This window comes from Nocardia sp. NPDC006044, from assembly GCF_042871115.1.
Lineage (GTDB): Bacteria > Actinomycetota > Actinomycetes > Mycobacteriales > Mycobacteriaceae > Nocardia.
Genome location: NZ_JBIAID010000005.1, coordinates 98,847 through 120,462, shown reverse-complemented (window position 1 = coordinate 120,462; position 21,616 = coordinate 98,847). Strand labels below are relative to the sequence as shown.

The 21,616-nt window shown below is 66.9% G+C and carries 19 protein-coding genes and 1 tRNA gene; 10 read left to right on the top strand and 10 right to left on the bottom strand.

The window, feature by feature from the left end; genetic code table 11:
- Positions 1-69 precede the first annotated feature (69 nt).
- From ACFYO1_RS36965 to ACFYO1_RS36955, 3 genes are all read right to left on the bottom strand, one after another.
- Entirely contained in the window at positions 70-1,131 is a 1,062-nt protein-coding gene (locus ACFYO1_RS36965) for a cation diffusion facilitator family transporter (protein WP_387242018.1), read from the bottom strand.
- Positions 1,132-1,178: 47 nt separating this feature from the next.
- Entirely contained in the window at positions 1,179-1,571 is a 393-nt protein-coding gene (locus ACFYO1_RS36960) for an ArsR/SmtB family transcription factor (protein WP_387242015.1), read from the bottom strand.
- A gap of 360 nt (positions 1,572-1,931) precedes the next feature.
- Positions 1,932-2,894, bottom strand: a complete 963-nt coding sequence (locus ACFYO1_RS36955; protein WP_387242012.1) for an alpha/beta hydrolase family esterase — start codon at positions 2,892-2,894, stop codon at positions 1,932-1,934.
- Between the two features lie 181 nt (positions 2,895-3,075).
- Here ACFYO1_RS36955 and ACFYO1_RS36950 point away from each other — a divergent pair, with 181 nt between their 5' ends.
- The 5 genes from ACFYO1_RS36950 (at position 3,076) to ACFYO1_RS36930 (ending at position 8,459) form a co-directional block, all read left to right on the top strand.
- Positions 3,076-4,218, top strand: coding sequence for an acyl-CoA dehydrogenase family protein (locus tag ACFYO1_RS36950; RefSeq protein WP_387242009.1), 1,143 nt, complete (start codon positions 3,076-3,078; stop codon positions 4,216-4,218).
- An 82-nt stretch (positions 4,219-4,300) separates the two neighbouring features.
- On the top strand, positions 4,301-5,782 hold the full coding sequence (locus ACFYO1_RS36945; RefSeq protein WP_387242006.1) for a flavin-containing monooxygenase: 1,482 nt from the start codon (positions 4,301-4,303) through the stop codon (positions 5,780-5,782).
- Between the two features lie 96 nt (positions 5,783-5,878).
- On the top strand, positions 5,879-6,706 hold the full coding sequence (locus tag ACFYO1_RS36940; protein ID WP_387242004.1) for a DUF1542 domain-containing protein: 828 nt from the start codon (positions 5,879-5,881) through the stop codon (positions 6,704-6,706).
- A 90-nt stretch (positions 6,707-6,796) separates the two neighbouring features.
- Positions 6,797-8,152, top strand: coding sequence for a S41 family peptidase (locus ACFYO1_RS36935; protein ID WP_387242001.1), 1,356 nt, complete (start codon positions 6,797-6,799; stop codon positions 8,150-8,152).
- A gap of 234 nt (positions 8,153-8,386) precedes the next feature.
- Positions 8,387-8,459: transfer RNA gene (locus tag ACFYO1_RS36930), tRNA-Arg, on the top strand.
- A gap of 58 nt (positions 8,460-8,517) precedes the next feature.
- Here ACFYO1_RS36930 and ACFYO1_RS36925 read toward each other — a convergent pair.
- The 3 genes from ACFYO1_RS36925 to ACFYO1_RS36915 form a co-directional block, all read right to left on the bottom strand.
- Entirely contained in the window at positions 8,518-9,789 is a 1,272-nt protein-coding gene (locus tag ACFYO1_RS36925) for a type II toxin-antitoxin system HipA family toxin (protein WP_387241998.1), read from the bottom strand.
- Positions 9,790-9,793: 4 nt separating this feature from the next.
- Entirely contained in the window at positions 9,794-10,036 is a 243-nt protein-coding gene (locus tag ACFYO1_RS36920; RefSeq protein WP_387241995.1) for a helix-turn-helix transcriptional regulator, read from the bottom strand.
- 181 nt (positions 10,037-10,217) lie between these two features.
- The gene (locus ACFYO1_RS36915; RefSeq protein WP_387241992.1) at positions 10,218-10,583 is read right to left on the bottom strand and encodes a darcynin family protein; all 366 of its coding nucleotides are present in this window, start codon (positions 10,581-10,583) and stop codon (positions 10,218-10,220) included.
- A 232-nt stretch (positions 10,584-10,815) separates the two neighbouring features.
- Here ACFYO1_RS36915 and ACFYO1_RS36910 point away from each other — a divergent pair, with 232 nt between their 5' ends.
- Together ACFYO1_RS36910 and ACFYO1_RS36905 are read left to right on the top strand one after the other, a co-directional pair.
- Positions 10,816-11,709, top strand: coding sequence for an SDR family oxidoreductase (locus tag ACFYO1_RS36910; RefSeq protein WP_387241989.1), 894 nt, complete (start codon positions 10,816-10,818; stop codon positions 11,707-11,709).
- A gap of 60 nt (positions 11,710-11,769) precedes the next feature.
- The gene (locus tag ACFYO1_RS36905; RefSeq protein WP_387241986.1) at positions 11,770-12,339 is read left to right on the top strand and encodes a TetR/AcrR family transcriptional regulator; all 570 of its coding nucleotides are present in this window, start codon (positions 11,770-11,772) and stop codon (positions 12,337-12,339) included.
- A 343-nt stretch (positions 12,340-12,682) separates the two neighbouring features.
- On the opposite strand, the gene ACFYO1_RS36900 is transcribed toward ACFYO1_RS36905, so the two are convergent.
- The gene (locus ACFYO1_RS36900; protein ID WP_387241983.1) at positions 12,683-13,222 is read right to left on the bottom strand and encodes a restriction endonuclease; all 540 of its coding nucleotides are present in this window, start codon (positions 13,220-13,222) and stop codon (positions 12,683-12,685) included.
- 542 nt (positions 13,223-13,764) lie between these two features.
- Positions 13,765-14,640, bottom strand: coding sequence for an alpha/beta fold hydrolase (locus tag ACFYO1_RS36895; protein ID WP_387241980.1), 876 nt, complete (start codon positions 14,638-14,640; stop codon positions 13,765-13,767).
- 88 nt (positions 14,641-14,728) lie between these two features.
- Here ACFYO1_RS36895 and ACFYO1_RS36890 point away from each other — a divergent pair, with 88 nt between their 5' ends.
- Positions 14,729-17,968, top strand: a complete 3,240-nt coding sequence (locus tag ACFYO1_RS36890) for a BTAD domain-containing putative transcriptional regulator (protein WP_387241977.1) — start codon at positions 14,729-14,731, stop codon at positions 17,966-17,968.
- 3 nt (positions 17,969-17,971) lie between these two features.
- Here the strand turns inward: ACFYO1_RS36890 and ACFYO1_RS36885 are convergent, their stop codons facing one another.
- Together ACFYO1_RS36885 and ACFYO1_RS36880 are read right to left on the bottom strand one after the other, a co-directional pair.
- The gene (locus ACFYO1_RS36885; RefSeq protein ID WP_387241974.1) at positions 17,972-18,295 is read right to left on the bottom strand and encodes a putative quinol monooxygenase; all 324 of its coding nucleotides are present in this window, start codon (positions 18,293-18,295) and stop codon (positions 17,972-17,974) included.
- Between the two features lie 127 nt (positions 18,296-18,422).
- Positions 18,423-19,310: an SDR family NAD(P)-dependent oxidoreductase gene (locus tag ACFYO1_RS36880; protein ID WP_387241971.1), complete on the bottom strand. Its 888-nt coding sequence runs from the start codon at positions 19,308-19,310 to the stop codon at positions 18,423-18,425.
- A gap of 70 nt (positions 19,311-19,380) precedes the next feature.
- Here ACFYO1_RS36880 and ACFYO1_RS36875 point away from each other — a divergent pair, with 70 nt between their 5' ends.
- Positions 19,381-20,304 (top strand): LysR family transcriptional regulator, encoded by a 924-nt coding sequence (locus ACFYO1_RS36875; protein ID WP_387241968.1) that lies wholly within the window; start codon positions 19,381-19,383, stop codon positions 20,302-20,304.
- Positions 20,305-20,400: 96 nt separating this feature from the next.
- The gene (locus tag ACFYO1_RS36870) at positions 20,401-21,576 is read left to right on the top strand and encodes an alpha/beta fold hydrolase (RefSeq protein ID WP_387241965.1); all 1,176 of its coding nucleotides are present in this window, start codon (positions 20,401-20,403) and stop codon (positions 21,574-21,576) included.
- Positions 21,577-21,616 lie beyond the last annotated feature (40 nt).

Genomic DNA, 21,616 nt, shown 5'->3' with positions numbered 1-21,616 from the left:
ACAGGAATGTTCACCGGAGACCAATGCGACGGCAGGTGCCCTCACCTTCGGCAGGTCAGGCGTACCGAGTCAGCCTACGTGCGCCGGGTAGGCGTGTACGACCGCGGTGTTCAGTTTGGGCACGACGTGGGTGAGGGTGTGCTCGGCCTCGTGGGCGACGCGATGGGCGTCGGCAAGGGTGATGGTCGGCGCAACGTCCAATTCGACGTCCGCGTGCAGCCGGTGGCCGATCCAGCGCATGCGCAGGCTGCGCACACCCTGGACGCCCGGCTCGGCGGCGAGGGCCCGCTCGGCGGCGGTCACCAGGCCGGGCTCGACCGCGTCCATCAGGCGACGCAGCACGTCCCTGGCGGCGGTGCGTAGAACCGCGAGGATGGCGACGGTGATCAGCACCCCGATGATCGGATCGGCGAGCGGGAAGCCGAGGGCCACCCCGGCCGCGCCGAAGAGCACCGCCAGCGAGGTGAAACCGTCGGTGCGGGCGTGCAGGCCGTCGGCGATCAGCGCGGCCGAGCCGATTCGCCGGCCGACGCGGATGCGGTACAGCGCGACGGTCTCGTTGCCGAGGAAGCCGATCACTCCGGCGAGGGCGACCCAGCCGAGGTGTTCGATCGGCACCGGCGCCAGCAGCCTGCGGACCGCCTCGTACCCGGCGATCAGGGCGGAAAGCGCGATCATCGCGACGACGAACAACCCCGCCAGATCCTCGGCGCGACCGAAGCCGTAGGTATAGCGGCGAGTAGCCGCGCGCCGGCCCAGCGCGAACGCGATCCACAGCGGTACCGCGGTCAGCGCATCGGAGATGTTGTGAATTGTGTCGGCCGCCAAGGCAACTGAGCCGGAGGCCAGCACCACGATTACCTGCGAGATCGCCGTCGCGCTCAACACCGCGAGGCTGATCTTCACCGCCCGGATGCCGGCCGCGCTCGCTTCCAACGCGTCGTCCACACTGTCGGCCGAGTCGTGACTGTGCGGCACGAAGATCTCCCGCAGCAGCCCGCGCACACCTTTCGGATGCTCGTGCGGGTGCCCGGCGCCTTCGCCGTGCCCATGGTGGTGGCTTTCGCCGTGTCCGGAATTCGCCCGGCCATGGTGATCGTGCCGATGGCCGGTGCCCTCCGTGTTGTTCACCCCGCCACGCTCCGAGATATCTTGCCCAGTACCAGGTTTCGTGCAGGTCATTTCGCTGTTCCGGTCCTGTTCGCCGGCAGCTCGCGTGCTCCGTCACCACGGTGATGCGGCGGAATGCCGGGGCCCGCGTGCTCGGCGTTGTGCACGGCATCCACGACCAATTGCCGGACGTGCTCGTTCTCCAGGCTGTAGTAGATCGTGGTGCCGGAGCGGCGGGTGCTGACCAGTCGCGCCATTCGCAGCTTGGCCAGATGCTGGGACACCGAGGGCGCGGGTTTGCCCACATAGCCGGCCAGGTCGTTCACCGACAGTTCGCGATCGACCAGTGCCCACAGCACCTGAACCCGGGTCGCGTCGGCCAACATCCGGAAAACCTCGACGACCAGGCCCACCTGATCCTCCGCCAGCTGCGGCCAACCTTCCTGGCTACCTGCATTCATACGCAGATAGTAGACCAAGGGAATGCCGTGCGGCTACGCCGAATTCCCGAGTTCATCCCCACCGGACCGGAATGGCGGCGACACCCCCTGCGTGGCCGCCGACATGCCGGTCCGTCCCCATCGAACCGTTCACTGTCTTAGTCGCTATGGCGCTAGTGCGCCAGCCAACCTGCCGGAACAACATCTGAATGAGACAAAACCCGCTGGTCGGCTGTCGCTGGACAACCGGCAGTTACCGCCGTGACCAGCGTGAATTCGCCCGTGCCGCAGCGCCGCTCGCGCCGCCGATGTGCAATTACATCTGCACGCCTATAACAGGCCGACCAGTTGGGTTTGTCCGCTTTTCTCGATTCAGACTACTCAGCCACACGCCTCTCGCGGCGCGCCGAGCCGGTGTGCCAGCAGGAAATTCATCAAGTCGTGTTGCAGCGCGACGCCACGCGCGGACTGCATCAGCAGCCCGCCGCCGATGTGATCGGGGCCGATCGGTGTCCGGAACTCCGCGAGGACGCAGCCGCCCGCGGCGTAGCGCTCGACCGTGGTCGGCACCGGGTCCGTGGTCGTCGCGACCGCGGTCGGCGCGGTGGGCGCCGCGGGCTCGCCCGCGAGACGGTAGGCGCCGAGCCACTGGGCCAGGTTCGCCCGGCCGATCGGATACAGGCTGGTCTGATCGGCCAAGTCCTGCAAAAAGAATCCGGGCACCGGCCGGGCCCGTTCGCCCATCGCCGCGACGACGGACGCGCCGGACAGGTCCGCGCCGAACGTCTGCGGATCCAGCCCGTACGGCCCGCCCGCCATGGGTGCGATGGCCGCGTACAGATCCGGATAGTCCGCGGCCAGCACCGTGGACATCGCGCCGCCCGCGGAGTATCCGCCGACGTATACGCGCGAACGATCCAGCTTGAACTCACCGATCAAGGAGGTCGTGAGCTCGGCGATGATCGACGACTCCCCCTGCCCGCGAGCCTGATTCGCCGGATCGAACCAGTTCCAGCAGTACCGCTCGTTGGCGGCCGCGGTCTGGATCGGATACGCGAGTACGAACCCGAGTTCGTCGGCGACCTCGGTCAGCGCGAATCCGGTGTCGGCGAGTTGACGTTGCGGATCGGTGCAGCCGTGCAGGTAGACCATGAGCGGCTTACCGGTCGGATCGCCCGGCGGAACATGCAGGTAGAAGTCCCGCGAGCCTGCGGCATTGGCGAAACCGCGCTCGACCACCGGAGCCTGCGCCGAGGCCGGACCGGCCGAGAGGAAGGGCATGCTCAGCGCCAAAAGGGCGAGCACGGCAGCCGTCATTCGGCCGCGCGGCCTGGTACGCGCCATCGAGATTCCTTCCAGCAAGGTCGTCGTCGAATGTACCGCCGCCGGATGACGAACGGGCGCAAAGGGTTCCGCACATACTGAGCGATCGATCACAGCCACCGCGCCGCGCGTCCGACAGGTCGCCGGAGAACGAGCGGCGACTCTACGCCCGCACCGGCGATCCGCTCGCTAGCGTAGGGGTATGCCAGTGGATCGAATGCTGCCGACGTCCGAGGCTCGGGACCTGCTCGAGCTGACCCGCGATATCGCCGACAAGGTGCTCGAACCGCGGGTGGTCGAGTGCGAGAAGACCGGGACATTCCCCGACGGGGTCTTCCCCGCTCTCGGCGCGGCCGGGCTACTGAGCCTGCCGTATCCGGAGGAGTTCGGCGGCGGCGCCCAGCCCTACGAGGTGTACCTCCAGGTGCTCGAGGAGTTGGCGGCGCGCTGGGCGGCGGTCGCGGTGGCGGTCAGCGTGCACAGCCTGTCCTGCCATCCGCTGTTCACCTTCGGCACCGACGACCAGCGGCAGCGCTGGCTCGCAGACATGCTGGGTGGCGAAACCATCGGCGCCTACAGCCTTTCCGAGCCGCACGCGGGTTCGGATGCGGCCGCGCTGCGCTGCCGGGCGACGAAAGTCGAAGGCGGGTACCGGATCACCGGCGCGAAGGCGTGGATCACCAACGGCGGTCGCGCCGACTTCTACACTCTGTTCGCGCGGACCGGCGAAGGCTCCCGGGGCATTTCGTGCTTCCTGGTGCCGCGCGACACCGAAGGCCTGAGCTTCGGCAAGCCCGAGGAAAAGATGGGCCTGCGCGCCGTGCCGACCACCACCGCCGCCTACGACGACGCGTTCCTGCCTGCCGAGCGACTGATCGGCGAAGAGGGACAGGGACTTTCGATCGCGTTCAGCGCCCTCGACTCCGGCCGGCTCGGCATCGCCGCCGTGGCAACCGGTCTGGCGCAGCGCGCGCTCGACGACGCGGTCGCCTACGCCAAGGAGCGCGAAGCGTTCGGCCGCCACATCATCGACCACCAGGGTCTCGGCTTCGTGCTCGCCGACATGGCCGCCGCCGTCGACTCGGCCCGCGCCACCTACCTCGACGCCGCCCGCCGCCGCGATGCCGGGCTCCCCTACTCGCGTCAGGCCAGCGTCGCGAAACTCATCGCCACCGACGCCGCCATGAAGGTCACCACCGACGCCGTCCAGGTCCTCGGCGGCTACGGCTACACCCAGGACTTCCCGGTCGAGCGCTACATGCGCGAGGCCAAGGTCATGCAGATCTTCGAAGGCACCAACCAGATCCAGCGCCTGGTCATCGCCCGCCAACTCGCGGGGAACTGACCCGGGCCGATTTGGCCGAAAATGCCGATTCGCTGACCGCGGATCTCTTCGGACCTGCGGGTTCGGCGCTTAGGCTCGGATCATGACAACGCCGTCCATCATCATTATCGGAGCGGGGTTCGCCGGACTCGGGGTGGCGCTCGAGCTGCGGCGGGCCGGGCTGGACTCGTTCACCATCCTGGAACGCGCCGCGGATCTGGGCGGCGTGTGGCGGGAGAACACCTATCCCGGCGCCGCGTGCGACGTGCCCTCGCCGCTGTACTCCTGGTCGTATGAGCCCAAATCCGATTGGCCCCGGCGGTTTTCGGAGCAGCGCGATATCCACGAGTACATGCGCGGGGTCGCCGGCAAGCATGATCTGACCCGCTTCATCCGGTTCGGCACCGAGGTGACCGACGCCGAGTTCGACGAGCGGACCGGGCGCTGGACCGTCACCACCGGGGACGGCACGCAGCTCACCGCCGATATCCTCGTGCCCGCCGTCGGTCAGCTCTCCCGGCCGGCCATGCCGAACATTCCCGGCATCGACACCTTCGCGGGTCCGGCGTTTCACTCCGCGGAGTGGGATCACAGCGTCGACCTGACAGGCAAGCGCGTCGCCTGCATCGGCACCGGAGCCAGTGCGATCCAATACATTCCGCGCATTCAGCCGGTGGCCGCGCACCTCACGCTGTTCCAGCGGTCGGCGGCGTGGGTGCTGCCGAAGTTCGACACCGAATACAGCGCGGCGCATAAGGCGGTGTTCAAGTATCTGCCGCCGACCCGGCTCGCCGAGCGGTTCGCGATCTGGTCACTGTTCGAGGTGCTCGCGCTGGCACTGACCGATATCCCGGCGATGAAGACCCCCGTGATCGCGCTGGCCGACCGGCACCGGGACAAGCAGGTGCCGGACCCCGAGCTGCGCGCCAAGCTGACTCCCGACTACGCGGCAGGCTGCAAGCGCGGCCTGTTCTCCAACGAGTACTTTCCGGCGCTGGCCCAGCCGAACGTCACCGTGGATACCACCGCCATCGAGGCGATCACCCCGACCGGCATCCGCACCGCCGACGGCGCCGAGCACGAGATCGATGTGATCGTCTACGGCACCGGATTCAAGGGCACCGAATTCCTCGCGCCGATGAACATCTACGGCGTAGACGGCCGCAAACTGGCCGACGTCTGGGGCGAGGAGGGGGCGCGCGCCTTCCTCGGGTTGTCCGTGCCGAACTTCCCGAACCTGTTCATGATGTACGGCCCGAACACGAATGTGGGCTCCGGCTCGATCATCTACATGCTGGAATCGCAGGCGCGCTATATCCGGCAGGTCGTGCAGTACCTCACCGACCGGCCCGGGCGCTACCTCGCCGCGCGCGCGGACGCCGAGCAGCACTGGGACGACTGGCTCCAACGGCGACTGAAGGACACGCCTTGGAACTTCTGCTCCAGCTGGTATCGCAACGCGGCGGGGCGCATCACCAACAACTGGCCGGGCGCGACCGTGCTCTACCGTTGGAAGACAAAGACTTTCGACCTGACCGATTACGACGAGGCACAGGCTGAATCGGTGCCGGCCGACGTGCGCTAGCCACCAGACCGCGCCGTCTGTTTTCAGCCGGGTCTCAGCAAGTGCCCAGTAAACTGGGCATTGGTTCGAGACTCGGCTAGGGAAGAGGTACGCGCGGTGTTGTGGCTACTGATCGTCGTGGTGATCGTGGCGGTGGGCGCCCTCATCGTGGTGCAATCCCGGCAGAGCAAGCAGCGCACGGCCACCGAGCTCGCCGACGCGCTGGCCGACGCCCGCCAGGTCAACGAGCGGCTCGGCGGGCAGATCTACAACCTCACCGGCTCGAACGAGGCGGCCAAGCAGGCGCTGGTCGACGCGTCCGAGCGGCAGCTCGCCGCCGGGTCGCAACTCGATCAGGCGCGCACGCCCGCGCAGGCGCGGCTGGCGAAACAGACCGCGCTGGAAGGGCTCTATTACATCCGTGCCGCGCGCACCGCGATGGGCATGGATCCCGGGCCCGACGTGCCCGCCCTGGACGGGCAGGACTCCGCGGGCAAGGTCACCGAAAAGCGGGTCGTCGAGCACGACGGGCGGGAGATCGCGGCGTCGCCGGAACCCTCGCCGGCGACGCCGAACTACTACCCGGGCGGTCGTGTCGCCGGTCGTCCGGTGCCCGCCGGTTGGTACTCCGAGCCGTGGTGGAAGCCCGCGTTGATCGGCGGAGCCTGGGGCCTCGGGTCGGCACTCCTGTTCTCGTCGCTGTTTTCCGGGATGTCCGGGGTCGGGTACGACGCGCAGGGGTTCGAGAGCGGGTACGGCGACGGGTACCAGGACGGGCTCGCCGCCGCGGGCGATAACGGCGGGTACGACACCGGTGGAGACGACGTCGCCGGGTACGACTCCGGTGGGGACGCAGGCGGATTCGATGGTGGAGGCTGGGACGGCGGCGGTTTCGACAGTGGCGGGTTCGACGGCGGCGGCGGGTTCGACGGCGGCAGTTTCTGAACCGGCTTACTACGGGTAGCACCACCTTCCGGTCGCCTGCCTACACGGTTGCCGAAGTACCGCCCTGTGCCGGACGGTTGACGAATGGTCATGCAGCGCAAGCGAACCGCGGCAATCGCGGTGGCACTGGCAGTAGTCGGCACGGCGTGCGGGAGGGCCGCGGGTGCGCCTGAATTTCCGTCCGGGTTCTGGCAGGTGGACGACTACGGGAGCGTGCTCTCCGTACACGCGGACACGCTAGAGACCTATCAGGTAACGGCTCTGAGCTGCATGAAGGACGAGACCGCCGCCCGCTCCGGGGATCCGGGCAGATATGTCACCGAGGGTAAGGACATGCTCACCGTGCGGCCCGGCGATCATCCGGATCGGGCCGCGCTGCACATCGATGGATCACCGGGCGACCGCACGCTGCGGCGTCTCGACGGCCTGCCGGCACCATGCGCCACCGCGGCCGAGCCCACCGTCTTCGATGTGTTCTGGCAGACGTTTCAGGAGAACTATCCGTTCTTCGCCGCGAAAGGCCTTGACTGGCAACAGGTCCGGGACCGCTTCCGCACCCGGGCCGACCTGGCCGAGCAGCGCGGCGACGACGCCCAACTCTTCGCGACGCTACGGGACATGGTCGCGCCGCTGAACGACGCACACGTGGTCGTGTCGGCGGGCGAGAGCGGGTTCTTCGGCACAGGCCGGCCCGGTACGACCATCCCGAGCCCGCAACTCGACCAGAAAGTCGAGAAATTCGTCCAGCAGCGCGATCTCCAGCACTCGCTCACCGAATTCGCCAACGGCCGCGTCGGGTACGCGGACATTCCCGGGCAAGACTATGGCTACCTGCGGGTTTCTTCGTTCAGCGGCTACACCGCGGAACGCACCTTCGCCGCCGACAGCGCCGAACTCGACCGCGCCCTCGACGCGCTCTTCACCGCGGACCGGCTGGGCCGGCTACGCGGACTGATCCTGGATCTCCGCATCAACGGTGGCGGCTCAGACAGCCTCGGCCTGCAACTGGCAGCCCGTCTCACCGACCGCCCCTACTTCGCCTACGCCAAGAAGACCCGCAGCACCGAACCCCAACCGCAACGCGTCGAACCGGCCCGCGTCGCCTTCACCGGCCCCATCGCCATCCTCACCGGCGGATCCACGGTCAGCGCCGGCGAGACCTTCACCCAGGCCATGTTGCAACGCCCCTCGCGCACAACAAGAATCGGCCAACCCACCCAGGGCGTGTTCTCCGACGTAATGGAACGCAAACTCCCCGGCGCCCGCCACTCGGACTGGTGGTTCGGCCTACCCAACGAGGAGTTCCAAACCTCGAACGGCCAGACCTTCGACGGCACCGGCATCCCACCCGAGCTGACCGAACCCGTCTTCACCGACGAGGAGTTCGCCCAGCAGCGCGATTCCGCGTTCGATCGCGCGATACGCTGGCTGACCGGCGGAGCTTGACGTGAGTGGTAGACCGTCTGGGGCTGTCGGCCTCGCTGCGGATCGGCCCACGGCACCGGTCAAGAGCACCTGCCGGAAGGGTTCATGACGCTGACCCCAGCCGCGATCGCGCCGCTGGGCCGGAGAACGGTACAAGTAGTCGAAGGCCGGTCACCCCCAGCCCGCCGAATCCGTTTCGGCCTCAGCCCCTCGACCCGGTAGACTCCGAACGTCCCGATGACCACCACCGGGCCAGCCCTCGTAGCTCAGGGGATAGAGCACCGCTCTCCTAAAGCGGGTGTCGCAGGTTCGAATCCTGCCGAGGGCACAGAGCCGGGAACGAGCTTTTCCGGGTCAGGCCAATTCGAATTGCGCGAAGTATCGGGTCATGGCACGGTCCACTGGCGCCGAGCCCAGAGCGCTTCGAGCCTGTTCGAGACCGACTTGATACCGGGCGGCAGGGGCACGGAGTGCGCAGCGTCCCAAACGTTCGCCATGACAGAGCGGACGGTGCTTTGCGCGATTCGTGGCGACAGCCCCCACGAACGGGCTTCGGCCACAAGGTCCGCTTCATCGACAGAGTCGATGGTGGTGCGACCGTTGATGATGTGGCCTGTGCCTTTGAATCTAGGATCCAGGTACCTGACCGGTGCGGAGTCATACATCGGCGCCAGTGACACCTCGCCGCGACGGCCGAGCAGGAGTGAATAGTTCTTCGAATGCGCGTCACCGTTGCCGATGATGACGTTGAAGGTCACCGCCGACAGTAGGTCGACGCGGAACGCCTGGGGATCCATCGCACGGTCGGCCGCTACGGACGCGAGGCGGCGCAGCCTGGATCCGAGCCGTTCGGACTCGGCTGTACTTTCATACTTCGCGTCGGGGTCCAGACCGAGCGACTGACAGAAATCTTCCTGATGCAGTCTGTCCCCGTCTCGGGTGCGGTCATAGCGGGCGACCACGAGAGCGCTACGCCCGTCGAAAGATTCGACAGTGGTCTGTGCGGCACGAAGACCTGCGGCGTCGGCTACCGACATCGCCCAATGTTCGGCCTGAATGAGATGCGGCACGGTCGCGCCGGCCAACGGCTCAGGTTTGATGATGTGTGACGACACCGCGCCGCCTTCGGGCCATCCCCAGGATCCGTCCGGTCGCGCCACCAACAGCACCTTGTCCTGAATTCCGGCAAGCGACGCTTGCGGAACGGCCCCTTCGGGGAGGTGGTAAGTGGGGAGATCAGCAATGAGCCGGTTCACTTCGTCATCGGCGAGCTCTCTGATGGCCCCCGTTGACGGCACTTCGCCTTCCGGGACGAACTGCACCGCACCTGCGCATTCGGCGCCCACCGCGCGCAGGAGTTCCAGCTTGTCGATGGAGGTAACCCCGAGACTCGCGGCGAGATGGCGACGGAGATTCCCCTCGGGGAGGAGTCCTTCCAGGAAAGCGGCCACAGGTCGACTACCCAGCCCCTTTGCGTCAGCGATCGCTTTGGTATCGAAAGGCAAGGCAAGCGATAGCACCCGGGCTCCCTGACCGAAAACATCCAGCGCCTCGTCGGTGAACTCGAGCTTGTATCGGTAGGTGCTGGGCTCGGCGAGGTGGGCGACATGATGTCCGTACAACCACACATCCAAACCGGGGACCTTGTTGCGGCCCATCGAGTTACCGCTTCTCGACGGTGACTCGGCTGAACTTCGGTACTACAACGGTTTCGTAGCCGCACTCGGACAGCGCCCGAATGGCGGTCTCCATATTGACCGCGCCTCCCCTTTCCAACCGCGACACAGTCATCCTCGTGACGCCGAGTCGCTCGGCCAGATCTGCTTGGTGTAGGCCCCGCTGCTCCCGAGCACGGCGCACTGCTTGGCCGAACTCGACTGGGGTGACAGCCCTGGCATGATCCATATATCGATCATAGCACGCACTTACCGAAAAGATTCATATATCGATCACGCACCAAGGGAGCCCCTGAGGATCGATATATGGATCACCAGCTCTCAGCACCCGCACTGCTTGCCGCCCAGCGCCCAATCCCAGACTGCCGGGAATGTCACGCAGGGAAAGGGTGGGCCATCCACCAAGTCAATCAGGCGTTGATGGTGGCTGCGGCTTCTCGGCCGTAGTTGGTGGCGTAGGCGTTTTCGATGCCTACGAGGATGTCTACTACCTCGAAATAGTGGTCCCAGAAGGGGGTTTCGCGGAGGGCTTCGATTACCAGTTGGAAGGATTGGTGGTCGGCGGCTTCCCAGAGCCAGATGTCGGTTACGCGGGCTGAGTAGAACTCGGTGTCGAAGAAGCGGGAGCGGACGTTGGCCACCTTGGCTCGGACTGGGTCGAGGATTTCCTTGGTGAAGACCTCGAATCGGCGGGGGATGGGGAGGGCGAGCCATTCGGGGGTGGTTCGGACCAGGATGAAGGCGGTCAGGGCGGGTTCGAAGGGTTTGTCGCTCATGGTTTTCGGCGCTCCTCAGTTGGGCCGCGACTGCGGCGGTTACAAGGCACAGTGTCTCGATATGAGCACTCGGAGTCAAGAGGGCATCGCGGTCTAACGAGCGCAAGGAGTCTCCGTCAGCATATCGGTCAGGAAAATATTTCGAGACATAGTGGCTTGTTTCTGCTAACTTTGCGGTACACAGTGACTCGAAACTAGGTCGGGTCGTCACGTACTGAAGGAGGTCACGCTGATGCGTGTATTCGTCACCGGAGCCAGCGGCTGGATCGGCTCGGCAACTGTCGATGAGCTGCTGGACGCAGGTCACGAGGTGGTCGGGTTGGCTCGGTCGGACGCCGCCGCCGAACTGCTGGAGAAGAAGAAGGCGATCGTCCTGCGTGGCGACCTCGATGATCTCGACTCGCTGCGCCGCGGCGCGTCCGAGACCGACGCCGTCGTGCACCTGGCGAACAAGCACGACTGGGGCAATCCCGCGGAATCGGATCGTGCGGAGCGGGCCGCGGTCGAGGCGATGGCCGAGACGCTGGTCGGTACCGATCGGCCGCTGATGGTCGCGAATGGGCTTTCCGGCCTGGTAGAAGGCCGGTCGGTGCTGGAGACGGATCCGTCGCCGGCGGTCGGACCGGAGTCCGATCGGGGCGGGAGCGAGAACCTCGCCCTCGACTTCGCCGACCGGGGCGTGCGGTCCATGATCATCCGGTTCGCACCGTCCGTGCACGGCGAGGGCGACTGGGGGTTTGTCACGTTCCTCGCCGACGCCGCGCGCAAGCAAGGCGTCTCGGGCTACATCGGCGACGGTTCCACAACCTGGTCCGCGACACACCGCTCCGACGCCGCCCGGCTGATCCGGCTCGGCATCGAAAGTGCGCCTGCTGGAACGCGTTTGCACGCGGCCGCCGAGGAGTCCATCACCACGCGCGCGATCGCGGAAGCACTGGGCCGTTCGCTGGAACTCCCGGTGGCCTCGATCGATCCGCAGGACGCGGACGCGCACTTCGGCATCGTCGGCCACTTCTTCGGGCTGTCCATGACGGCGTCGAGCGAGCTCACCCGTTCGACCGTGCCGTGGGTGCCCACCGGGCCGACCCTGATCGAGGACATCGAGAACGGTGCGTACCGGCAATGATCGTGCGGCGACGCGGCTGCGTCGGATAAACGGTGCACGATGGCCCCATATGCTGGCGGCGTGAGGAAACCTGCCACTCCGGGGCGTCCGCGCAGCGAGACCGCTCGCCTCGCCGTCCTGCACGCGGTCGACGATCTGCTGGTCGAGATCGGCTATTCGGCGATGACCATGAAGGGCATCGCCGAGCACGCCGGTGTCGGCAGGCAGACCGTCTACCGGTGGTGGCCGACCAAGGCGCACATCCTGATCGAGTCCTGCGCCGACGACGCGCGCGGCGAACTGACCGTCGCCGTGCACGCGGACCCGGTCCGGATGATCACCGACTTCCTGGTCGCCCTCACCCAATTCCTCACCACCTCGGCGGCCGGCGCGGCCTACCGCGCCCTGCTCGGCGAGGCCCAGCACGACACCGAGGTCAGCAAGCTCGTCGCCGAAGCCGACCTGCTCGCCGAACCGGCGCGCGCCGTCCTGGACCACGTCCGCCCCCACTTCCCCGGCCTACCCGACGACCAACTCGCCGTCGCCGAATTGTGCGGCCCGGTCGTCCTCATCGTCATCACCGGCAACGCACCCCCACCCCTGCGAGCCCTCCGCGGCCACGCCCAACGCCTCGCCACCGCCTGGGCCTGAATCCGAGCGCGCGGTACTCATTGCGGCCGGGTTGCTGCGACTCGGCCTCGACCGATTCGGGTCAATTCCAGCCGGCCGGAGCCAGTCTGGCTTGATCTTCTCGGCAATGCTGAGTTCACTCCGTATTTGGCGATCGCCGCAGCGCACATATCGACACGACACGCCCCCTACGATGGTCGGCCGGTACGCGTTCAACTCAATGGATTCTGCAACTCGGCTATTGGCCGGTGACCAGAGCTGTCGAAATCTTCTGCATACAACGGTATCTACAGGTCAGACAGGTTGGTCAAGCCACGCCCGACAGCGCAGGACTAGACCGAGGTATTCATCTTTGTCCAGGTTCTCAAGCGAGGGTGAATGTACCGGCAGCGATTAGATCGAGCAGGCGCCGATGCAGAAGATTCACAACGTCCTTGCTGGATGTCAGCGCCATCAGGTCGTCGGTTGTCAGCAGGAGGATCCTGGTTCTCTCGAGCAAGGCATTTGCTGCCGCTTGGTACGCGGCAGTCTTCTCGTACGGATCTCCGGTGACGCCGCTGGCTGCAACCAGGACGCCGAGCGTGCAGTCACGGTGCCGGATCTTGGTAGCGAAGGTGCTGACCCTAGCCGAGTCGACAGGACGGCTCCAGTTTTTGCATTCGACCAGAAAGAGCTCCGGCAAGGCACGTAGCCCGTCGCGCTCTCGGAAGTTCATGACCGATATGTCGACTTCTTCAGATGCGAACCGGTTCAAGCTGTTGCTCTGCGTGACACACCCCGGTATCCCATCGAACACGTGGACCAGAGCAGCTTCGTAAGCACGGCCACGCATATGGGTCGAGTTGGCAGGGTCTGCGGCTCGTCCCAGGTGCGCCGATATGGCGTTAATGCTCAGTTCAGCCACCGCAGGGAACCCCCTGCGGGACCGGGCTATGCATCAAGACGAACCAGCTGCTCAATGGCCGAGCAACCAGCATGCTCGCAGCGTCGTAGGCAGACACTGCAACAACCCGGGCGATCGGCTCAGGGAGTGCAAGATCGCTGAACACGACAGCGACATCGCGGGCCGGGCGATCCTTCAGGGTTCCAGAAATTGCCCTCTGGGCGCTAGTGCGATCCAGAGGGCTTCTATTGAACTTATTTTGGTGAGGTTTTAGGCAAGGTATTCGACCGGTTTTTGGGCGCGCTCGTCTACGTAGGTAATTGAACAAAAAGAAGGCGAGTACCCACGAACCAAATCATTTGACCTATGCCACACCACCTTCCATCAAGTTCAGCGCACCACCGAGCAGCGCGCGATCGCTGTAAGTATGCCGCACTGTACACAGCCGGACAACGAGACCCGCTGACCAACCAACCTACACAGCCTCGACCTGTGCATGATGGTCTCGCCGACACCTGTCAGCACCCGATCGCACTGGCCACTCAGATGACCAGTGCGGAGCATCAGCGTCTCAGGAGCTCACGCAGGGCTTCGGTGACCGTCGCCGGGGATTCTTCGGCCATGAAGTGGCCGCAACTTACCGTGGCGTGCTTCAAGTCGGGAGCCCAAGCGCGCCAGAGGGATTCGGCGTCGAAGCCGAGGGCGGCGCCCCAATCCTGTTGGAGGACTGTGACGGGCATGCGGAGGTGGTTGCCTGCGGCGCGGTCGGTGCGGTCGTGGTCGAGGTCGATGCCTGCGGAGGCGCGGTAGTCGGCGACGATGCTGGGGACGGCGGCGGCGCTGGCGCGCAGGTAGGCGGTGCGGATTTCGGGTGGGATGGCGGCGGGGTCGCGGGTCCAGATGTCGAGGAAGTGGCCGAAGAAGGCGTCGGAGGTGGCGGCGATCATCTGTTCGGGCAGGCCAGGGGGTTGAGCCATGAGATAGAGGTGGAAGCCGACGGCGGCGGTTACGCCGTGCATGACGTCCCACATGTCGAGGGTGGGCAGGACGTCCAGCGAGGCCAGGTGGGTGATGGTGCCGGGGTGGTCGAGCCCAGCGCGGATGGCGACGAGGGCGCCGCGGTCGTGGCCGGCCAGCGCGAATCGCTCATGGCCGAGGGCCTTGGCGACCGCGACGATATCGGCGGCCATGGTGCGCTTCGAATAGCTGGTACCGGTCTCGGCGGGCTTGTCGCTGTCACCGTAACCGCGCAGGTCGGGGCAGATGACGATGTGGTCGGCGGCCAGGTCGGCGGCGACGTGCCGCCACATGAGGTGGGTCTGTGGGAAGCCGTGCAGCAGCACGATGGGACGGCCCGCGCCGCCCACCGCGACATTGAGTTCGACCTGGTCGTCGACGGTGATCCGCTGGTAGTCGAATCCGGTAATCTTCGGTGTCATGAGGTGTCCTTCCGGTGTTCGCTGGTGACGCCAGACAGTCTTTTCGCGCGCACTCAGCAACTGGTCAGCAGCGACTGAGTACGACGTCGTGACGCACCTTCGTTTCGGTGTGCTCGGGCCGATCGGCGCCGAGCGGGACGGCGCGCCGTTGCCGTTGAAAGGGCCGAAGCATCGCGCGGTGCTGGCGCGCTTGCTGGTCGCGCGGGGGCGGATGGTCTCGATGGATCAGCTGATCGATGACCTGTGGGAACGGCCGCCGCAAGGTGCGGTGGGGGCGATTCAAACGTTCGTCGCCGATCTGCGGCGGGCGCTCGAACCCGATCGTGCGCCGCGCACCCCGGCCGAGGTGCTGGTCACCGTCACCCCCGGCTACGCGCTGCGCACCGAGCCGGACGCGGTGGACGCGGACCGGTTCGAAGCCGCCGTCGTCCGGGCCGCCGAACTGCTCACGACCGAACTCTTCGACCGCGCATTGTCGGCCGCCGACGCGGCATTGGCGCTGTGGCAAGGCCCGCCGTACGCGGAATTCGCCGAACAAGGTTGGGCCCGTGCCGAAGTCGACCGGCTCGACGGGTTGCGTCTGCTTGCCGTCGAACACCGCGCCGCCGCACTGATCGAACTGGCACGACCAGCAGAAGCTGTGCCCGCGTTGAATTCCCTGCTCGCCGAGCATTCTTTGCGCGAACACGCGTGGGAGTTGCTCGCGGTCGCGCTCTACCGATCCGGCAGGCAGAGCGATGCGCTGGCCGCGCTGCGCCGGATCCGTCACCTCTTGCGCACCGAACTGGGCGCGGACCCCGGACCGGAACTCCAACGGGTCGAGGCCGACATCCTGGCCCAAGCTCCACGACTGCTGCCGAACGCCCGAAATCTCACGCCTGGAAGGGGTTTCGTCGGGCGTCGGCTGGAGTTCGCGGCGATCCAACACGCCGCCGACGATGCCGCTCGACACGGACGCGCGCGATTGGCACTACTGACCGGCGAGGCAGGCGCAGGCAAAAGTGCACTCACCGAACAGGTTTCGTCTGCGTTGACCGGCAATGGGTGGCTCACCGCGCGTGGCGAGAGCCCAGCGGATCTAGGCGTCCCGCCCGGCTGGGCGTGGACGAGGATTCTCGCGACCCTGACCACAGCCGATCACGCGGCGAGCACTCGGCCGGACGAGATCGCGACCACAGATCACGCGGCGAGCACCCGGCCTGGGCAGGTCGCGACCGCAGATCCGGCCGAGGCGCGCTTTCTGTTTCATCGCGCAGCGACCGACTATCTGGCGTCGGTGTCGCGACGCACGCCGGTTCTGCTGGTCTTCGACGACATCCACAACGCCGGCGCGGAAACCCTCGACCTGCTCTCCACCCTGATCACCGGGGGTATAGCGGGCCCGGTACTCGTACTGGCGACGTACCGCAGCACCGAGATCAGTACCGAACTCACCGCCACTCTGGGCAAGGTCGCACCCTTCGAACCTGTTCGTGTGTATCTGAGCGGCCTGTCCGAGGACGACACCACCACCTTGGTACGCGAGATCGCCGGACCGGACATCGCCGAACATGACGGCTCCCGAATTCACCGGCGCAGCAATGGAAATCCCTTCTTCGTTCGCGAGCTGGCGCGACTGCTTCGCGACGAAGGACCCGATGCGTTCGACGCCGTCCCGCCTGGTGTCCGCGAGGTCATCCGGCATCGCCTGGCTATGCTGCCGCAGTCCGCGCGAACTCTGGTCCAGCAGGCATCCGTACTCGGCGAAGACATCGACCGTGAGATCCTCATCGACCTGGCGGGCAACCCGCGCCCCGCGCTCGACGGCCTCGAAACCGCGCTCGCGGCAGGGCTGTTCACCGAACTGCCCGATGGTTCGCTCCGCTTCACCCACGCCCTGGTTCGCGACACGGTCTACCGCGAGATCAGCGGACCGCGCCGGGCGCAATGGCATGGCGAGCTCGGCCACCTACTCGAAACACTCAGCACCACAGATGTTTCCGTCTTGGCACACCACTTCGTCCGCGCACAGAGCCGGGCGACCGCGCCGAGCGCAGCCCGGTACGCCGGCGCCGCGGCGCTCGAGGCAGAACATGGATTCGCACTCGGCGAGGCAGTGCGGCAATGGCGCGCGGCACTCGACGCTTTCGACCGAATGCCCGAACCGGACCCGGCCGCACGACTCGACGCGATCACCGGCCTCGCCAGAACATTGGCAGTCACCGGTGATCTCGCCGAGGCACGAAACTACCGCGAACTGGCCATCACACAGGCCGAACAATGGGCCGACCCGGTCCGTGCCGCACGCGTGATCAGCGCCTTCGACATCCCCGCCAGCTGGACCACCAACGACGACCCCGGCTTGGCGGCCCACATCGTCACCGCCGCCGAACGCGCCCTCGCCGCCCTGCCCGCCGAATACCGCGAGCTGCGTGCCCGGTTGTGCACAACCATCGCCCTCGAACTGCGCGGCGCCGCAGACGATCGCGGACTGCGTGCGGCCGAGGAAGCAGGGGCGATCGCCCGAGAACTGGACGATCCCGCTCTTCTGGCCTTCGCCCTCAACGGCCGCTTCATGCACACCTTCCACCGCGCGGGACTCAGTGCGGAACGCGCCCGTATCGGCGACGAACTCATCGAGTTGGGCCGACAGCATCGATTGCCCACCTTCGAGGTTCTCGGCCGCCTCGTCGGTATTCAAACAGCTTGCGCAACAGCAGATCTCGAATCCGCCGACGCCCACTCGGCCGCCGCGGGCCGGCTCGCGGCCGACTACGATTTGCCGATGGTCGGCGTCTTCACCCAGTGGTACGCCGCACTGCGCACCGCGCTCACCGGCGACCAGCGCAAGGCGGAGAGCGCCTATCGCGCCGCCGCCGGGCTGCTCACCGGCAGCGGAATGCCCGGCGTCGAACAGGGTCTCCTCCCTCTCGCCCTGCTCTGCCTGCGCCTGCGGCACGGCATGCCGCCCGACGATCCGACCGCAGCCTGGGGCCCGTATGAACCGTGGGTTCGCCCGATCATCCTCTCGGCCAACGGTCTTCGCGACGAAGCAGCCGCAGCATTGAAGGCCGTTCCGGACTCCCCGCGCGACCTGCTGCTCGAACTACGCACCTGCTTGTACGCCCGCGCCGCCCTCACCCTCGGTGACGAACCGGCCATGCGTCACTCCTACGACCAATTACTCCCCGCCGCAACCGAACTCGCCGGAGCAGGCAGCGGCCTGATCACCTTGGAGCCGGTCGCCCACTACCTCGCCGAACTCGCCACCGCACTCGGCAAGCCACAAGCCGACGAGCACCGAAGGCAAGCACTCCCCCTCGCTCGCCGCGCGAAGTCACCCGAATAAGGTTCACTCCACGGTCATCTCCCCCATCGCCGACCAATCGGTCCCGTCGATGACCCGGCTGATGATCTTCGGCGTGGCCGCGAGCGCCTGCGGCAATTCGGCTACCGCCGCCTTGAAGTGGGCGCTGTTCACGTGCGCCTCGCCTGCCGCCTGATCGAAAAACGCTTCTACCAGAACGAATTCGGCCGGATCATCGACGCTGCGGGACCACTCGAACCACAGATTGCCCGCCTCGGCCCGAGTCAGCGCGGTGAACGGCCCGACGAGCTCGAGCCACCTGTCCGTCCATTCCGGCTTGGTCTTGAACTTGACGACGATGAAGATCATGACGCTCCTCCTGCAGGGGTCGGGCCGCCGCGACACAGCCCGGCTCCCTCGGCGAACGGCGATCGCGACGAACACCCATTGTCGAACGATCAACCCAGGCCGGCAGGCAAACGACGCATCGCCTGACTCACGGGGTGAGCAGTTGATCCTGTTCGGCCAGCGGTTCGCCCGAATACCACGGAACGACGTTGCCGAAGCGGATCAGTTCGCCGTACCGGGCGGGGTCGACGCCCGGGGTCAGCGCCAGATCCAGGACGGCACCGGCGGCCTCGGCGGGGGTCTGGGCGTGGCTGTAGTCGCTGAACCACGGGCGCGAGGTCGCGGTGTCGACCATGCCGGGGCAGACCGAGGCGATCAGGGTTCCGGTGGCCAGGTCGTGGTCGCGGCGTTCGGCGGCTACGGCGCGGACGGCGGCAACCTGGGCGACCTTCGACGGGATGTTCAGCCAGCGCGGCCAGCCCGCCTCCTCGGCCGTCCCGGCATGGATTGCGCTGCGCCAGGATTCGACGGCGTACTCGACCTGGTCGAGGGTGGCGTGGTCGAACAGCGGGTGCAACCGCTCGGGCAGGTGGCCGAGGGTGCCGAGCGAGCTGGCCACGACCAGCAGGCGGCCGCCGGGGCGCAGGATGGGGCCGAAGGCACGCAGGATCGAGTGGGTCGCGGTGTTGGCGACGTCGATGTACTCGTCGGCCATCGCGGACTGGGACTGGTCCGGCAGCAACCGGGTGGTCGCGTTGGAGAGCACGATGTCCACTCCGCCATGGGTTTCGCGCAGTTCAGCGGCGAGGGCGGCGATGGCCTCGGCGTCGGCGACGTCGAGCACCCGGGCCTCGACTCGGCTGCGAGTGCCTGGGGCAGCGGCGATTTCGGCCGCGGCGTCCGCGACCCGCTGCGGGTTGCGTCCGGTCAGCAAGACCAGGTCCGCCGGATCCATTCGAGTGGCGAGGCCCTCGGCGAGCGCCCGGCCGAGGCCTTGATTCGCCCCGGTCACCAGGGCAATACGTGCAACGTTCATAGTTCTAAATTAGTCAGTCACCGTCTATGAGTCCAACGAGAATCAGGCACATCTGGTATGCGTTGAAGTCATGGATTTCACCGATGTCTCGCTGACCGCGTTGCGCGTTTTTCGCGCGGTCGCCGAGCAGGGCACCTTCACCGCGGCCGCGGGGTCGCTCGGTTACACGCAGTCCGCGGTGTCGCGGCAGATCGCCTCGATCGAGAAACTGGCGGGCGCGGAACTCCTGGAGCGGCATCGCGAGGGGGTAAAGCTCACGGCGGCAGGGCATCTGGTGTTGCGGCGGGCGACCGCGGTGCTCGATCAGATCGATGCGACGGCCCGCGAGTTGTCGGGGTTGCCCGCCCAGGCGGCGACGGTTCGGGTTGGCTGGTTCCCGAGCGCCGGCGCCGCTCTGCTGCCGAAGGCCATCACGGCACTGCGCCGGACACATCCCGGCATCACCGTGCTGAGCCGGGAAGGCAGCACGCCGGCGCTGGTTCGCGCACTCCGCGCGGGCAGCGTCGATCTCGCCCTGCTCGGCTCCGCGCCGCCGTTCCGGGCGCCGGACACCGAGTCGCCCGCGCTGGTCCTGCACACCCTGACCGAGCGCAGCCTGTGCATCGCCCTGCCTGTCGCGCACCCGCTGGCTCGCGGCGACTACATCGACGTCGCCGACCTGCACGGCCAGCAGTGGATCGCCGGACCTAACACCAGCGACGACCGGCTGATGGGCGTCTGGCCCGGGCTGGACGAACGCCCCGAGATCGCGCACACCGCCCGCGACTGGCTGGCCAAACTCCGCTTGGTCGCCGCCGGTTGCGGATTGACCACCATCCCGGCCGTTCTCGCCCCCGCCGTGCTGCCCGGCGTGCGCGTCCTGCCGGTGCGCGGCGGTCCACAGGAGCAGCGCCGGCTCCTGCTCGCCTATCTCCCGTCGCCACTGAGCGAGGCCGCGGCCAGGACCGCCGAAGCCTTCCGGGCCGCCGCGATCGAGCTGCACGGACCGTTGTAACCCGCGAGCATTCGAGTAACGTGGGTTTGCTTGCAATTTGCTATCGATCGATGTTTAGGTAGCTAATCCGCCATAGGCTGCACTTGAACTGGACGAATGTCCAGCAACAAGGAGACGACTTCGATGCGCGTTACTCGTGGTTGGAAGAGTTCGGTGGCGATGGCCACGGTCTCGGCAAGTGTCCTGCTCGGGTTGCAGGCGGCCCCCGCCGCCGCGGAAACCCCGGGGATGCTGATCTCGGCGACTCCGCAGGCCGACGGCTGGCGGCCGATGCCGAACGGATCGGTGATCACCTACTGGACCGCCGGATCGGACGGCACACCGAAGCCGGCCAGCGGGGCACTGTTCATCCCGAACGGCACGCCGCCGCCGGGCGGCTGGCCGGTCATCGCGTTCGACCACGGGACGACCGGGCTCGGGCGCGGCTGCGGCGGCGAATCCGATCCGAGTACCGCGCCGAACTCGCACTGGCACGCCGAGGAAGACGACATCATGCAGCGCCTGGTCGGGCAGGGCTTCGCGGTGGTGGCGCCGGACTACCTCGGACTGGGCCTGTTCGACACCGGACCGCATCCGTACCTGGAGTTGCGGACCGAGGCGACCGCGACCATAGACATCCTGCGCGCCGCACGGTCCGCGCATCCGGAGTTGTCCCGGACCTGGGCCGCGATGGGTCTGTCGCAGGGCGGACAGGCCGCGCTCGGCGCCGGCCACCTGCAATCGAGCTATGCCGCCGACCTCGACTACCGCGGCACCATCACGGTCGACCCGGAATCGGATGTCGAAAAGGTGCTGCCCATCGCGAGTCCGGCCATTCCGACGATTCCCGGCACCGCGGAAACCCTCGGCTTCGTGTCGAGCATCTTCGCCGGATTCCGCGCCGCGCGACCGGATATCGACTTCAACCAATATCTGAGCCCGGTCGGCCGCAAGCTGCTCGACGACATCGACACCATGTGCAAGCCGGAGATCGAGGCGCGGGTGGACGGTGTCGGCATCGGCGAACTGCTCTCGAAGCCGTTGTCCGACAGCCGGGTCCGGGCCGCGTACGAGTCCTACCTGACGGTGCCGACCAGTGGTTACGACGCGCCGATCCTGTTGCTGGCCAACGTCACCGACACCACCGTGCCGTCACCCTTGCACGCGACCCTGGCCGCTCAGTTCGCCGCCAATGGCGTCGACTTCCAGACGGTCCCGGGCACCGGCACGCACACCCAGCTCAACCCCCAGATGTGGTCTGCCATCGACGCTTTCCTGGCCCGGGTCAGGTAACCGGCTCGGCCGCAACCCGACTGGCGAGAATCCGGCGGAA